The sequence below is a fragment of the Stenotrophomonas sp. STEN240 genome, from assembly GCF_056756175.1.
The window spans coordinates 47,240-62,065 of the sequence record NZ_JBRRBO010000001.1 but is presented as its reverse complement, the minus strand read 5'-3'; the positions used below and the strand labels follow the sequence as shown (position 1 = coordinate 62,065).

12 protein-coding genes and 1 pseudogene are annotated in these 14,826 nt (G+C 62.7%); 11 read left to right on the top strand and 2 right to left on the bottom strand.

Annotation, left to right across the window (positions count from 1 at the left end; genetic code table 11):
* The first annotated feature begins 9 nt into the window (after positions 1-9).
* The 5 genes from ACVOKO_RS00315 to ACVOKO_RS00295 all read left to right on the top strand — a co-directional run bounded on the left by ACVOKO_RS00315 (position 10) and on the right by ACVOKO_RS00295 (position 4,577).
* Positions 10-1,518 (top strand): arylsulfatase, encoded by a 1,509-nt coding sequence (locus ACVOKO_RS00315; RefSeq protein WP_346496162.1) that lies wholly within the window; start codon positions 10-12, stop codon positions 1,516-1,518.
* A gap of 209 nt (positions 1,519-1,727) precedes the next feature.
* A complete protein-coding gene (locus ACVOKO_RS00310) occupies positions 1,728-1,904 on the top strand; it encodes a hypothetical protein (protein ID WP_346496160.1) in 177 nt (58 codons plus the stop codon).
* Between the two features lie 150 nt (positions 1,905-2,054).
* The gene (locus tag ACVOKO_RS00305; RefSeq protein WP_346496158.1) at positions 2,055-3,092 is read left to right on the top strand and encodes an AraC family transcriptional regulator; all 1,038 of its coding nucleotides are present in this window, start codon (positions 2,055-2,057) and stop codon (positions 3,090-3,092) included.
* Positions 3,093-3,162: 70 nt separating this feature from the next.
* Positions 3,163-4,059 (top strand): type 1 glutamine amidotransferase domain-containing protein, encoded by an 897-nt coding sequence (locus tag ACVOKO_RS00300; RefSeq protein WP_346496156.1) that lies wholly within the window; start codon positions 3,163-3,165, stop codon positions 4,057-4,059.
* A gap of 131 nt (positions 4,060-4,190) precedes the next feature.
* The gene (locus ACVOKO_RS00295) at positions 4,191-4,577 is read left to right on the top strand and encodes a nuclear transport factor 2 family protein (RefSeq protein WP_346496154.1); all 387 of its coding nucleotides are present in this window, start codon (positions 4,191-4,193) and stop codon (positions 4,575-4,577) included.
* A 167-nt stretch (positions 4,578-4,744) separates the two neighbouring features.
* Here the strand turns inward: ACVOKO_RS00295 and ACVOKO_RS00290 are convergent, their stop codons facing one another.
* The gene (locus ACVOKO_RS00290) at positions 4,745-5,644 is read right to left on the bottom strand and encodes a LysR substrate-binding domain-containing protein (RefSeq protein ID WP_346496152.1); all 900 of its coding nucleotides are present in this window, start codon (positions 5,642-5,644) and stop codon (positions 4,745-4,747) included.
* A gap of 75 nt (positions 5,645-5,719) precedes the next feature.
* Between ACVOKO_RS00290 and ACVOKO_RS00285 the strand changes: the two genes are divergently transcribed.
* The 5 genes and pseudogenes from ACVOKO_RS00285 to ACVOKO_RS00265 all read left to right on the top strand — a co-directional run bounded on the left by ACVOKO_RS00285 (position 5,720) and on the right by ACVOKO_RS00265 (position 12,539).
* A complete protein-coding gene (locus ACVOKO_RS00285; protein ID WP_346496150.1) occupies positions 5,720-6,295 on the top strand; it encodes a methylated-DNA--[protein]-cysteine S-methyltransferase in 576 nt (191 codons plus the stop codon).
* A 142-nt stretch (positions 6,296-6,437) separates the two neighbouring features.
* Complete coding sequence (locus ACVOKO_RS00280) at positions 6,438-7,577, top strand: efflux RND transporter periplasmic adaptor subunit (RefSeq protein ID WP_346496148.1); 1,140 nt, start codon at positions 6,438-6,440, stop codon at positions 7,575-7,577.
* A 2-nt stretch (positions 7,578-7,579) separates the two neighbouring features.
* A pseudogene (locus tag ACVOKO_RS00275) lies at positions 7,580-10,635 on the top strand (efflux RND transporter permease subunit).
* A gap of 207 nt (positions 10,636-10,842) precedes the next feature.
* A complete protein-coding gene (locus ACVOKO_RS00270) occupies positions 10,843-11,478 on the top strand; it encodes a glutathione S-transferase family protein (protein WP_346496144.1) in 636 nt (211 codons plus the stop codon).
* An 11-nt stretch (positions 11,479-11,489) separates the two neighbouring features.
* Complete coding sequence (locus ACVOKO_RS00265; RefSeq protein WP_346496142.1) at positions 11,490-12,539, top strand: LLM class oxidoreductase; 1,050 nt, start codon at positions 11,490-11,492, stop codon at positions 12,537-12,539.
* Between the two features lie 211 nt (positions 12,540-12,750).
* Here ACVOKO_RS00265 and ACVOKO_RS00260 read toward each other — a convergent pair whose 3' ends face one another.
* Positions 12,751-13,800 carry an NAD(P)-dependent alcohol dehydrogenase gene (locus ACVOKO_RS00260; RefSeq protein WP_346496140.1) on the bottom strand — a complete coding sequence of 350 codons (1,050 nt, stop codon included), beginning with the start codon at positions 13,798-13,800 and terminating at the stop codon, positions 12,751-12,753.
* Between the two features lie 124 nt (positions 13,801-13,924).
* On the opposite strand from ACVOKO_RS00260, the gene ACVOKO_RS00255 reads away from it, so the two are divergent.
* The gene (locus ACVOKO_RS00255) at positions 13,925-14,812 is read left to right on the top strand and encodes a LysR family transcriptional regulator (RefSeq protein WP_346496138.1); all 888 of its coding nucleotides are present in this window, start codon (positions 13,925-13,927) and stop codon (positions 14,810-14,812) included.
* The last annotated feature ends 14 nt before the right edge of the window (positions 14,813-14,826 follow it).

Genomic DNA, 14,826 nt, shown 5'->3' with positions numbered 1-14,826 from the left:
AGCTGTGCTATGGACGCGAACAAGCCCAACATCCTCTTCATCATGGCCGACGACATCGGCTGGTTCAACGCAAGCTGTTACAACGACGGAATAATGGGTTACCGCACGCCAAACATCGACCGCATTGCCAAGGAGGGCGCCAGATTCACCGACTTCTACGGCCAACAGAGCTGTACCGCAGGCCGCGCCGCATTCATCACGGGCCAGTCGCCGATCCGCACTGGCTTGACCAAGGTCGGCATGCCTGGCGCAACGCTTGGTCTGGGGGCTGAGGATCCCACTGTCGCCAATGTACTAAAAAGCTACGGCTACGCGACCGGGCAGTTCGGCAAGAACCACCTGGGCGACCGCAACGAGCACCTGCCTACCGTGCACGGGTTTGATGAATTCTTTGGCAACCTCTATCACCTCAATGCCGAAGAAGAACCCGAATACGAGAATTACCCCAAGGATCCTGCATTCCGCAAACGCTTTGGGCCACGTGGCGTGCTCAAGTGCAAAGCAACAGACAAGGACGATGCCACTGACGATGCGCAGTTCGGCAGGGTCGGCAAGCAGGTCATAGAGAACACCGGCCCGCTCACCCGCAAGCGCATGGAAACCGTGGACGAGGAATTCGTCGGCGCCGCGCTGGATTTCATCGATCGCAACAACAAGGACGGCAAGCCTTGGTTCTGCTACTTCAATCCGACCCGCATGCATGTATTCACCCATCTCAAGCCTGCCTCGCGCGGCAAGACGGGCCTGGGCCTGTACCCGGATGGCATGGTTGAACTCGACGGCTACGTGGGCGAACTGCTGAAGAAGCTCGATGATCTGGGCATCGCCGACAACACCATGGTGGTGTTCACCACCGACAACGGCGCCGAAGTGCTGTCGTGGCCGGACGGCGGTGCAACCCCGTTCCGTGGCGAGAAGGACACCAACTGGGAAGGTGGCTGGCGCATTCCCTGTGTGTGGAAGTGGCCGGGCGTGATTGAGCCAGGACGCGTCGTCAATGACATCGCCTCGCTGCAGGACTTCATACCCACTTTTGCCGCCGCCAACGATGATCCTGACCTGGTGCAGAACCTGAAGAAGGGGCATGCGCTCGGCGCACAGACATTCAAGGTCCACCTGGACGGCGAGAATCTGCTGCCGTTCCTGCATGGCAAAGACGCTGAATCGCCGCGAAAGGCCTTCATCTACTGGAGCGACGATGGCGAATGCATGGCCGTGCGCATGGGCCGCTACAAGGTGGTTTTTCTGGAGCAGACCGAGACGGGAATCGAAGTCTGGCGCACCCATCTGCGGCCAATGCGCATCCCGAAATTCTTCGACCTGCGTTCGGACCCGTTCGAACGCGGCGAGGAAAGCTTCAAGTACAACGATTGGCTGGTGGAACAGAATTTCCTGCTCTATTCCGCACCGCCCTTGCTGATGAAGTGGCTGGAAAGCTTCAAGGAATTCCCGCCAAGGGCCAAGGCCGCAAGTTTCACCATTGATCGTGTAGTGGAATCCTTGATGCCCAAGTCCTGATCGCAACGCCTGCGCTGCAAACCTGCGCAGGGCGACAGCCATCACAAGCCTACAACGCTGCGCAGGCAATGCATGTGCCTGCGCAGCACAGGTTTGAAGCGCGGCCGGTCAAATCAGCGGAGGGATCTGCCGCACGCCGATGGCGGGGCTCCTGCTCGACAACTGTCCAGGCTCGCTTCTCGGTTCCTCCCCCGCGCAAGAGAGCGCTCATGAAAGAACATCCATGGATCTGGGTCCTCAGCTTGTTTATCGTTCCGCTGGTGGCAGCACTGGTGGTCAGCCTGGTGGTGCGCCATCGCGGGCTGTCCGCCAACGCCGTACTGACCTGGTTCGTGCTGGTGTGCTGGTGCGCCGCGGTCGGGATCATCCTGTCCCAAGTCAGCTGAAGCCGTGGCAAGCGGCCGTCGGGTAACAGTTGATGTGCCGGTTCACAGGCTGCCCAGAGTCGAATTCCTGGCCCGCGCGGCTCGGGCTTGCCCCGTCCGGATGCTCGCGTCGCAACTTGACTGAATACGTTTTTCCCCAATACTCCGCTGATGCTGAGCCAACATTTCCTGTTCTTCTTCGCCATGCTCGGCGCCTTCAACGGCCTGGTCGTGGCCTCGGTGCTGTGGTGGCGCGCCAGAGGCGAGCCCAGCCAGCGGTGGTTGGCGTTGTTGATCCTGATGGTCGGGGTGCGCACCGGCAAATCGGTTGCCTTCCATTTCTGGCCGGACATCCCCAGGATCGTTCTGCAGCTGGGCCTGACCGCCTGCTTCCTGATCGGCCCCTGCCTGTTCTTCCTGCTGCGCTCCAGCCTGGCCAACAGCACAGGGCTCAGCCGCATCGACCGCTGGCACGTCGCCGGCGTGCTGGCGATCACCCTGCTGGTGAATATGTTGCTGCCCTACACCGGCCATGTCGAGCTATGGCGATGGACCATTACCCCGGCCATCCAGTACATCTGGCTTGGCTATCTGCTGCTTGCGAGCGCGCAGTTGCTGCGGCACCGCAGCGGGCTCATGGGCACGCCTTCAGGCCGGTTGCTGCTGGGCGCATTGATTGGTGTCTGGCTCATCTGGGCGGCCTATTTCACCTCCGGCTACACCTCCTACATCGTCGGAGCGCTGTCCTTCACCTTTGTGCTGGCTGCAAGTGTGCTTGTGTATCTGCGTCTGCGGGCGGGCCGGGCACCGATCGAGCCCTACCAGGACCGACGCATCTCCGACGCCGAGGCAACGCCGCAGCTGCAGGCACTGGAAGAGCTGATGGACCGTGAGCGGCTGCATCTGGACCCGGCGCTGACCCTGCCCCGCCTCGCCCGCCGCCTCGGCATTCCGCAGACGCGCTTGTCACAACTGCTCAACGACAACAAACGGACCTCGTTCAAAAGTTATTTGGCGCAGCTGCGGGTGGTGGAGGCCAAGGCCTTGCTGCGGCAGCTGCCAGCCAAGCCGCTGGAACGGGTTGCCGAGGAGGCCGGCTTCCAATCGATGTCCACCTTCCACAGCGCCTTCAAAAAGCTCGAAGGGATTACCCCTGCGGCCTTCCGCGCAGCCGGAAACAACTCCGGGAATCGATTTCAGCACTCCTGAATTACACCCCAAGACATTGATCTGAAAGGGATCACCTAGTCTGCTGGCTCCACCTCACGAGCCAGCATCGATGCCCATATCCCGCTTGATCCCCATCCTGTTGTTGCTGCTGCTGGCCTGGCCCAGCGGCTTCCGCAATGCCCATGCCAGCACGGCCCCGACGATGGAGCCAGGGCTGAGCAGCAGCGCAGCCACTGCAATCACCAGCTCAAACCCGGGTGACGCCAACCTGGTCCCGGCGGCCGACGGCCAGCCCGGCCGCATCCTGTTCGTCCTTGCCAGCAGCAAGGTCCACGGCGATTCCACGCTGCCGGCCAGTGTCAGCTTTGGCGAGGTGGTCAACGCCTGGGACACCTTCCAGGCAGCCGGCCATGAGGTGGACTTTGTCTCACCCGATGGTGGCGCGGTGCCGATCCTGGACAGCTATGTCAGCCAGGACATGGAATCGCGGCTGCAGGACAGCCGCATCATGACCGGGCTGGGTAACACCCTGACCCCCGACCAGGTCGACCCCGAGCGCTACCGGGCCGTGTACTACGTCGGTGGCAGCAATGCCATGTATGGCGTGGCCGAGGACCGCCGCCTGCAGGGCATCGCCATGCATGTCTACGAGCGCAACGGCGGGGTGATCTCGGCGGTCTGCCACGGCACCGCCGGCATCGTGAACCTCCGGCTATCCGATGGCCAAAGCCTGCTTGCCGGCAAGCGCATCACCGGTTTCCCGGAGGAGCATGAAGATCAGGCTGCGGCGTACTTCAAGCAGTTCCCGTTTCTCATCCGCAAAACAGTGGGCGAACGCGGCGGCATCTTCCGCGCCGTCGACAGTGAGGCGCCCTACATCGAAGTCGACGGGCGCGTGGTGACGGGCCAGAACTACGCCTCGGCCGCACCGTTGGCACAGGCCGTCGTCGAACTTCTACGTAGCCAGGCAGCCTCGACCACTACCGGCAACACCGCGACCGACTGAGTGGCGGCACAGCGCCGTTCACAGGTTTCCAGATACCCATCCATCCACCAATGACCACCAGGACTAAAATGAAATCCTCCTTACGCTCGCTTGTGCTCGCAGCAGCACTGATTCTCCTCCCCGCATCCGCAATGGCGCAGAACAGCAATCGCGCGGCCGTCGAACAAGTCATGCAACAGCTGATGCGAGGCTTTGAGGCCGGCGATTCCGCACTTATCTTTGAAGCCTTCAGAAAGGACGGCATCGTCGTCGGGCATTCAACGGCCACCGGCAAGATTGTCACGTTGACTGCCGAGGAATGGGCTGAAGGATTTCCGGGCAAACCTGCTGCCGATGAAGACCAGCGCCATCGAACCTACGAGATCCTGGACGTCACCGATGAAATAGCGATGGTCAAAGTGGTGCTGAACTACCCAGGCTGGGATGGCGTGGACTATCTGGCACTGCTGAACATTGACGGCAAGTGGATGATCGCCAGCAAGTCGTGGGGCGGCAAGCGCAAGCCCGCAACTTCATAACGGCTGCCTACGCCTTCAACCTCAGCATCGTAGACACAGCGCGCCCGGTTGCCAGCGGGCGCGCTGTCATGGCAATGAAAGCCTGGTTGCATGGTGGCCCGCGATGGCAGATGTATGCGATGGTAGCTGCCGGCCAATCCGCAAACGTGGCTCATCCTGCTGCTGCGCTAACGCAGCGCCTCCTCGGCCTGGGCTTCGCGCTGCAGCCATGCCAGAAACGCACTGATTGCGGGCTTCTCATCCGCGCCAGGCAAGGTCACAGCATAGTACGCAAACGCGGTTGGCCAAGGCTGATCCAAGGCAACGGCCAGCCGCCCGCTCGCCACTTCGGCCTGCACGTAGACATCACGCACCATGGCGATGCCCTGCCCGGCCTCAGCTGCCCGGATCAGCAACACATCGTCATCGAAAGCGGGCCCGCGCTCGATGCGTGGATCATCCGCCATCCCCAGCGCCTTGAACCACAACCGCCAATCGCTGCGGTCGGAATCCTGCAGCAACGGATATTTCAGGCAGTCCTTTGGCGAGCGTATGCGCGGTCCCTCGGCCAGCAGACCAGGGCAAGCGACCGGCAGGAACACCGGCGATGCCAGATGCCGCGAGACCAACCCAGGGTATTGCCCGAGGCCATGACGAACGGCGACATCGATGCGGTCACGGCGCAGATCAACCAGTGCCGAAGATGCCTCCACCCGTATCTCGATATCCGGATGCTGGCCGGTAAAACGGCCCAAGCGCGGCACCAGCCAGGATGCGGCGAAGCTCGGTACCGTGCTTATCGTCAAGGTCTGACGCCCGTTGATCGCCTCGAGCAGCGCCATGCTGTCCTGGATGGTGTCGAATGCGCGGAGCAATGCCGGGTAAACCTGTGCGCCGGCAGGGCTGAGCGCAACCCCGTTGCGGTTGCGGATGAACAGGCTCACGCCGGTGCGCTCGGTCAACAGTTTCAGCTGCTGACTGATGGCACCGGGGCTGACCCCCATCACTTCGGCGGCGGCTTTGAGACTGCCGTGCCGGCCGGTCTCCACAAACGCACGCAACGCCAACAGCGGAAGGACTGCGCCCATGAGTTTGGATTTCCTGACGTTGTGCTTTAGAAAAAATCGGTATTGGCGCGGCCAATCGGCGCTCAGCATGGGCCATTGGACAAAGTAAGAAAAGCTAAATTTATGGATAGCCGGTTACAGGCCAGGCTCGCGCCGTTGAGTGGCGGCCACATTCACACGCCGCTGGGCCAGATGCTGGCCATCGTCGACCCCGTCGGGGCCTTGCTCCGTCTGGATTTCATTGATGACGAGCGCGCGGCGGGTTGCCAGGAGTGGGCGCTGCCGCTGCAACCGGACCCGCATGCGGTAAGCCGTGTGGCTGCCCAGCTTGACGAATACTTCAATGGCGAACGGAAGGTCTTCACCCTGCCATTGGCACCACGCGGAAGCGAATTTCTACGCCGCGAATGGCTGAAACTGGCTGAGGTTCCGTATGCCTCAACCACCACCTACGGTGCGCTTGCACGACAACTGCAGCCGGCCTCGTCGGCCCGCGCCATCGGCCGCGCCAATGCGCTCAATCCGATCTCCATCATCATCCCCTGCCACCGGATCATCGCTACCAATGGTTCCTTGTCCGGCTACAGCGCTGGCCTTCAACGCAAGGCGGCTCTGCTCACACACGAGGCCTCGGCCCGCCAACATATCCTGTTCAACAGCAAGTATCCGTGACCCCAGTTCACATCAGAAAAACTAACTTCTTACGAGAAGGAAAATCGTTTTTTCCAGCACCCGGTGACACCTAGACTGCGGCCATTCCCAGTCCCAGGACGTCAACTGAAATGAACTTTGCAACAACTGCGGGAGCACAGCGATGAGCGCCAACGCCCGCAATCACCGCACACGCGGCTTCGTCCTGATCGGGATTGCCGTCGGCGTGGTCATCCTGCTTGTTCTGCTCGCACTCTTTGATGCCCATCGCAAACGCAGTGCGGCCAGCGCTGCGGCCACTGCCAGCGCACCGTCAGCGGTAGCGGTTGTCGCCGAAGCCGCAAGACGCGAAACACTGCCCAGACAGATCGAAGCAATCGGCACGGTGGTAGCGGACCAGCAGGTACTGGTAGCGGCCGAGGTAGCCGGCCGAATCACGGCACTGCACTTCACCAGCGGCCAGTCCGTCAAGGCTGGCGCAGCATTGGCGCAGCTCAATGATGCGCCGCTGCAACGCGAGCTTGACCGCCACCGCGCGGCGGCAACGCTGGCGGACGCAAGCCTGGCACGCGCGCACCGCCTGAAAGACCAGATCCTTTCACGTGCCGAGTTCGAGCAGCACCAAGCCAGCCATGCCCAGCAACACGCGCAGGTCGCGGAGGTACAGGCGCAGATCGCACAACGACGCGTACGCGCACCATTCGAGGGTGTGCTGGGCGTGCGCCAGGTCAACCTTGGTCAGTTCGTTGAAGCGGGCACACCAATCGCCACGCTGACCGACCTTCGCCATCTGCATGTCGACTTCCGGGTGCCGGAGCGGTTCCTATCGCTGCTGAGCGAAGGTCTGGCAGTACAGCTGAGCGCTGATGGTGTCGCCGACAGCAGCACCATCGGCCGCATCAGCGCCATTGATCCACGCGTGGATCAGAACGATCGCATGGTCACCGTGCGCGCCACCCTGCCCACCGCTGACAAGGGCAAGTTGTGGCCAGGAACCTTCGCCCGGGTGCTGGTAACGCTGCCGCCCGAGCCACCTGCGGTGACGGTACCTGCCATCGCGATCAGCGCGTCGCTGTCTGGCGATTCGCTCTATGTCGTCCGTGACAACAACGGCAAGCCTCAGGCGCATCTGCTACCGGTACAGACCGGCGTGCGCCACGGGGACCGCGTAGCACTGCATAGCGGCAGCCTGCAGGCAGGTGAGCTGGTGGTCACTTCAGGCCAGATCAATCTGCAGGACGGCGCCCAGGTGAGCATGCCTGCCACTGCAGTCCCACCCGTTGCTGCAAGCAAGGGGCAGTGACGATGGCCTTTACCGACTTCTTCATCCGCCGTCCGGTCCTTACCACTGCCTTCGCCCTGCTGATCGTACTGGTGGGTTTGAGCGCACTGCTGGATCTGCCGTTGCGGCAGTACCCGCGCATCGAAAGCGCCGTGGTCACCGTAACCACGGAGTATCCAGGCGCCCCGGCCGACCTGATGCAGGGTTTCGTCACCACCACGCTGGCACAGGCCGTGGCCACCACGCAGGGCGTTGAATACCTCACTTCTTCATCCGAACAAGGGCGCAGCACCATCACCGCCCATCTGCGCCTGAACGCGGATTCCGATGCCGCATTGACCGAGGTGCTGGCAAAGGTCAACGAGGTTCGTTACCTGCTGCCAGAGGATGCATACGACCCGGTGGTCGTGCGCCAGGCACCAGGTGCGATTGGCGTGGTGTACGCAGGCTTCACTGCCCCCAACGGCCAAGCCGCTACTGCTACCACCGACTACCTCATGCGGGTGGCGCGCCCGCGTCTGACCACCGTGGAAGGCGTCGCTGCGGTGAATGTACTGGGCGGACAGACACTGTCGATGCGGATCTGGCTCGATCCGCTGCGGATGGCAGCCCACGGCGTAACCAGTGCCGATATCGACGCGGCCATCGCCGATAACAACTACCAGGCCGCACCCGGCCAGGTAAAAGGTGTGTTGGTCGTATCCAACGTGCGCACCGATACCCAGCTGGACAGTGTCGAAGGCTTCCGCCAGCTGGTGGTGAAGTCAGGCGCCGGTCTGGTGCGGCTGCAGGATGTGGCATCGGTGGAAATCGGCGCGCAAAGCCGCAACCAGACGGCTGGCATGAATGGTGAGGCAGCGGTGTATCTGGAAGTGATGGCCACGCCGGGCGGCAATCCATTGACCATCTCCCGCGAAGTACGCGCGGTACTGGACGGACTCGAGTTGCCGTCGGGCAGCACCATGGCGATTCCGTATGACGTCACGGTGTTCATTGACGCGGCGGTCGGCAACGTCAAGGCCAAGCTGATCATCGCCAGCCTGGAAGTGGTACTGGTCATCTTTCTCTTCCTGGGCTCGGTACGCGCCGTGGCGGTGCCGATGCTGAGCATTCCGCTGTCGCTGCTGGGTGCGGCCGCGATCATGTTCGCACTGGGATTCAGCCTGAACCTGCTGACGCTGCTGGCAATGGTGTTGGCGATCGGCTTGGTCGTGGACGACGCCATCGTGGTGGGGGAAACGTCCATCGTCGAATCGAGGATGGCGAAGCCCCTCGCGCTGCAGCCATCAACGGCGCGCGCGAGATCGCCGGACCGGTGTTGACCATGGCGGCAACCTTGATCGCGGTGTATGCGCCACTCGGTCTGGTTGGCGGGTTGACCGGCGCGCTGTTCCGCGAGTTTGCGTTCACCCTGGCCGCTGCGGTTGTGGTCTCGGCCATCGTCGCGCTGACGATCTCTCCGATGGTGGCGTCCAAGCTGTTGCGCAAAGAACACCCTGGCCGGTTCGGCCAGATCGTGGAGCGGACCACCACGCGCGTAGTGAGCGCCTATCACGATCTGCTTGCACGGCTGTTGCGCGACACCCGCCCGATCCTGCTGCTCGGTGCAGGGGCGCTGCTGTGCCTGCCGGTGCTGTTCAACGGACTGCAATCCGAACTGGCACCCACCGAAGATCAAGGCGAGATCGTCGTGGACATGAAAGCCCCGCAATCGGCCAACCTGGAGTTTCTCGAAAGCCAGTCGGCACGCGTGGCCGCCGCATTGAACAACATCCCGGAGGCCAGGAACACCTACATGGTGCAAGGCGTCGGCAGTGCCCTCAACCTGGGTTGGGGCGGCGTGATGTTGACGCCCTGGGCCGAGCGCGAGCGCACCTCAAGCGAAATCATGAACACGTTGCAGCAAACCTTGGCAGGCGTCGAAGGCATTGCCGGTTCCGCTTATCTACCTACGCCCCTCCCCGGCTCCGCAGGCGGCTTCCCGGTCCAGATGGTATTGGCATCGGCGGCCGGGCACGAAGCGGTGCATACCGCAATGCAGACGCTGGAAGCGGCTGCCGTGGCCAGCGGCAAGTTTGCTTTCGTTGATTCCAACCTCAGCTTTGCCAGCCCCACCGTCAACGTGCGCATCGATCGTTCACGTGCGCATGACCTGGGCCTGAGCATGAAGGAGATTGGCGACACGCTCGCTCGCCTGGTCGGCGAATCCTACGTCAACCGCTTTGGCGCACAGGGACGCGCCTATGACGTGATTCCGCAATCGCCACGTGATCAGCGCTTGACCCCTGAGGCATTGACGCTCTACCACGTACGCAGCGCCGCAGGCACCCAGGTGCCGTTGTCTTCCGTGGTCAGTCTGGAGCACGGCGTGGAAGCCAATGCACTTACCCAGCACAACCAGTTGAACAGCGCCACGCTGGTGGCGGTGCCGGCGGCGGGCGTCACCCTGGGGCAAGCCGTGGAGGTATTGCAGCTCGCCGCAGACAAACTGCCCGGCAGCTATCAGGTCGACTTCCTCGGCGAATCCCGCCAATACCTGCAGGAGCAAGGCGGCTTTGCGATCACCTTTGCGTTCGCTCTGGTATTTATTTTCCTGGTACTTGCAGCGCAGTTCGAAAGTGTCCGCGACCCGCTGCTGATCCTGACCACCGTGCCGCTGGCCGCGTTCGGTGCCCTGATCGCACTGTTCTTCGGCTTCGGCACGTTGAACATCTACACCCAGATCGGCTTGGTGACATTGATCGGCCTTATCGCCAAGCACGGCATCCTGATCGTCGAATTCGCCAACGCGCAGCAACGCAGTCAGGGACTCGACCGTACTGCGGCAGTCCTTGCAGCAGCACGTACCCGCGTTCGCCCGATCCTGATGACCACCGCTGCGATGGTCGGTGGTCTGCTGCCTTTGCTCTTCGCCACTGGTGCCGGTGCCGGCAGCCAACGCGCCATTGCGGTGGTGCTGGTCTCGGGCTTGATCGTGGGCACCACCTTCACATTGTTCGTGCTTCCGGCTGTGTACGCGCGATTTGCCCGGCAGCTGGCACCAACGGCTGCCGCCAACAGCGCTGCCGAGCCGGCATAGCCACAGCCAGCAACCTTCGTTGGCCTGCTCGCCCCGTCACTCGTCGTGTCGTTGACCAGTGATGGCGGCAGGCCGCTTGAACCCTTCCCGCTGCATGCCTGCCCTGACTCCCATCACGGTCGCTTGTCGACAAACCTTCTTCCCCTTCACCCAACGCGCAGTGTCCATCGCGCACGCAATGCCCCTACCTTTAATAAGGACAACCTCATGTCGAATCCGTCGCTTCGTCTGTACACCGACAGTTCGCCTAACGGCTTCAAGATCTCCATCGCGCTGGAAGAGCTGAGCGTGCCCTACCAGGTCCATCACGTCCGCATCGCAGACGGCGAGCACCAACAGGCCGCATTTCTGAAGCTGCATCCGCATGCACGGATTCCGGTTCTGGTGGACACGTCCGCCGGCATCACCCTCTTTGAATCCGCTGCGATCCTGCTGTATCTGGCCGAACGCAGCGGCCGCCTACTGCCGCAGGCGCCGGCACCGCGCTGGGAAGCGATCAGCTGGCTGATGTTCCATTCCGCCAGCGTCGGTCCGATTCTGGGCCAGCGCGTCCACTTCGAGATGTTTGCCGATACGCCGCTACCCGCAGCCATCGAGCGCTATCGCCGTTTGAGCAATGAGTTCTTTGCCACGCTAGACCAGCGCCTGGCTGATCGCCCCTGGCTGGCCGGCGAGGAGTACTCCATTGCCGACATCGCCGGCTTCGGCTGGACCCATATCGCCAATGTCATCGATATGGACTTCAGCCACTACCCGCACCTGAGCGAGTGGCATGCGCGGATTGCGCGACGTCCGGCGGTACAGCGCGGCGTATTGATCCCCGAACCTGCCACCGGCCCGTGAGCGAGATACCGATGACTTACTTGAACGACACTGCAGCAACGTCTGCAGCACTGGTTGGCGCCTCAGCACCGGCTTTCGCCCGGCATCCGGGCTACCAGCGCATGTTCCGCGAAGATGCCTTGAGTCTTGGAGTCTTCCTGCCGCTGCGCTTCTATCGCGGCGAAATGGGCGTGCTTGCAGGCCAGGCGGAACTCGTCAGCCTGCTTGACCGCGTCGGTTTCGCCGCGGTCTGGGTACGTGATGTCCCTTTGTTCGACCCTCATTTTGGCGACGCTGGCCAGCTGTTCGACCCCTTCACCTACCTGGCATTCCTTGCCGCACAAACCGACCGCATTGCGCTGGCCACAGGCAGTGCGATTTTCTCCTTGCGACACCCCATCGACCTGGCAAAGTCAGCGACAACCATCGATCAGCTCTCCGCTGGGCGCCTGGTAATGGGTATTGCGTCGGGCGACAGGCCGGTCGAGTTTCCGGCCTACGGCTTGGACCACGCGCAGCGCGGCGAGCGTTTTGCAGATGCGGTCAGTTATGTGCGCGAATTGATGCAACCGGGCGCAGCCAACATCAGCTCGCGACTGGGCAGCGCCCGTGGGGTGGAACTGCTGCCCAAGCCGGTGGCCGGAGCGGTACCGCTGCTGGTCACCGGCACTTCCCGGCAAACGCTGCAATGGGTGGCAGAGCACGCCGATGGCTGGCTGACCTACCCGGATGCAACCCACCACGCTGCCGGCCCGAAGCGACTGGCCGAGAAGATCCGCGCGTGGCGCGCACTCATCCCCGATGGTGGCTTCCGTCCGCATGTCACCAACGAATGGCTGGATCTGGTCGACGACCCCAACCATCCGCGCACGCCAATCAACGGTGGCTATACCTTGAGGACGGGCCGCAATGGACTGATCGATCTGCTCGGCGAATGGCAACGGGCAGGCGTCAATCACGCCGCGCTGGGAATCCAGTTCTCCGCGCGGCCCGCCGCCGAGGTACTGCAGGAACTGTCAGAGTACGTACTGCCGCTGTTTCCCTCGCATGCGACACCTGCAGTGGCAACGCCACGCTGGTAGCTGCTGTCCTGCCTGCAGGCACTTTGCTCGCGGGCGTGGCAACCATTGCGGCCCCGGCCCGGGAAGCGGCGCGCAACACGGGCAAGCTGTCCTGCCCTGCATAGCGCCTACAACCGCTTCGAAGCCCAAGCCCCAATGCAAGATGGGCCGGTGCCATCACAGCACCGGCCCATCAACGCAACGCCAGAGGGGCGTCACGCGCCCACCGCACTCAGGCAGACAGGCTGGCGTTGTCGATCACGAAACGATATTTGACGTCACCCTTGAGCATCCGCTCGTAGGCATCGTTGATCTCACTGGCAGTGATCATTTCGATGTCGGCCACGATCTGGTGCTTGGCGCAGAAATCCAGCATCTCCTGGGTTTCCGGAATGCCGCCAATCATCGAACCGGCCAGGGTGCGGCGCTTGGTGATCATGTTGAACACATTCGGCGAGGGATGCGGGGTTGCTGGTGCACCAACCAGCACCATGGCGCCATCACGCTTGAGCAGCGCGAGGAACGCGTCCAGATCATGTGGTGCAGCCACAGTATTGACGATCAGGTCAAAACGCTTGCCCTGCGCGGCCATGGCCGCTGCATCGCGTGACACCACCACTTCATCAGCACCCAAGGCGATCGCTGCTTCGCGCTTGGATTCGGACGTGGTGAACGCAACCACGTGCGCGCCCATCGCGCGGGCCAGCTTGATGCCCATGTGGCCCAGGCCACCGATGCCGACCACACCCACCGTCTTGCCCGGGCCGGCATTCCAATGCCGCAGCGGCGAGTAGGTGGTGATGCCGGCGCACAGCAGCGGGGCCACAGCGGCAAGCTGCGCTTCGGGGTGGCCGATACGCAGCACATAGCGCTCGTGCACCACGATTTCCTGCGAGTAGCCGCCCAGCGTCCAGCCCGGCGCATCTTCGGTTACGCCGTTATAGGTGCCGACCATGCCGTCGCAATAGTTCTCCAGGCCGCTGTCGCAATCCTCGCACTGCTTGCAGCTGTCAACGATGCAACCAATGCCGACCAGGTCGCCGGGCTTGAAGCCGCTTACATGGGCGCCCACCGCCGCTACCTTGCCGACGATTTCATGGCCGGGGACGCAGGGGAACTGGGTGCCAGCCCACTCGGCACGCACCTGGTGCAGGTCCGAGTGGCAGACGCCGCAATAGGCGATATCGATCTGCACGTCGTGCGCTCCCGGCGCGCGGCGGGTGATATCCATCGACTCCAACGGCTTGTCGGCGGCATGCGCGCCGTAGGCTTTGACAGACATGGGGAACTCCAACGTTCTAAGGGGGTGGCGCCATTGTCCACCCGGATCACTGGATTGATAAGGTAATCAATGCTTCTAGCCACTATTAGCTGAACTAATCAATCTGACATGCCACACTGCGCCCATGGCACGCCGCAACCTCAACGATCTACTCGCCTTTGTCTGTGTCGCCCGCGAAGGCAACTTCACCCGCGCCGGTGCGCTGCTCGGTGTCTCACAGTCCGCGCTCAGTCAGGCCATCAAGGCACTGGAAGAACGCCTGCAGATCCGTCTGCTCACCCGCACCACCCGCAGCGTGTCGCCAACCCCCGCCGGTGAGCGCCTGCTGGCCGCTATCGGCACCCGTTTTGACGAGATAGAAGCCGAGCTCGATGCCCTCAGCGCGATGCGCGACACCCCTGCCGGCACCCTGCGACTTACCTGCGGCGACCACTCGCTGCAGACCATCCTGCTGCCCAAGCTGTTGCCGTTGATGCACCGCTACCCGGACATCCACATCGAGTTCGATGTCAGCTATGCGTTGCGCGACATCGTCGCCGATCGCTTCGACGCCGGTGTACGCCTTGGCGAGAGCATTGACAAGGACATGATCGCCCTGCCGATCAGCCCGAAAGTCCGCATGGCCGCGGTCGCCTCGCCCGCCTATCTGGAACAGCATCCAGCGCCCAAGGTTCCCGCCGACCTCACCGGCCACAACTGCATCAACATCCGCCTGTCCAGCTCGGGCGGCCTGTATGTCTGGGAGTTCGAGCGCAATGGCCGGCAGGTCAACGTGCGGGTTGAAAGCCAGGCGGTATTCAACACCTCACCGCCCATCGTGCAGGCCGCGCTGGATGGCCTGGGCATCAGTTTTCTACCGGAAGGCGAGTTCGCGCCGTATATCGAGCAGGGCCGGCTGGTGCGCGTGCTGCAGAGCTGGTGCCCGCCCTTCCCCGGCTACCACCTGTACTACCCCAGCCGCCGCCAACATTCAGCCGCGTTCGCGCTGGTAGTGGATGCACTGCGGATCTGAGTATCGCCGCGCAC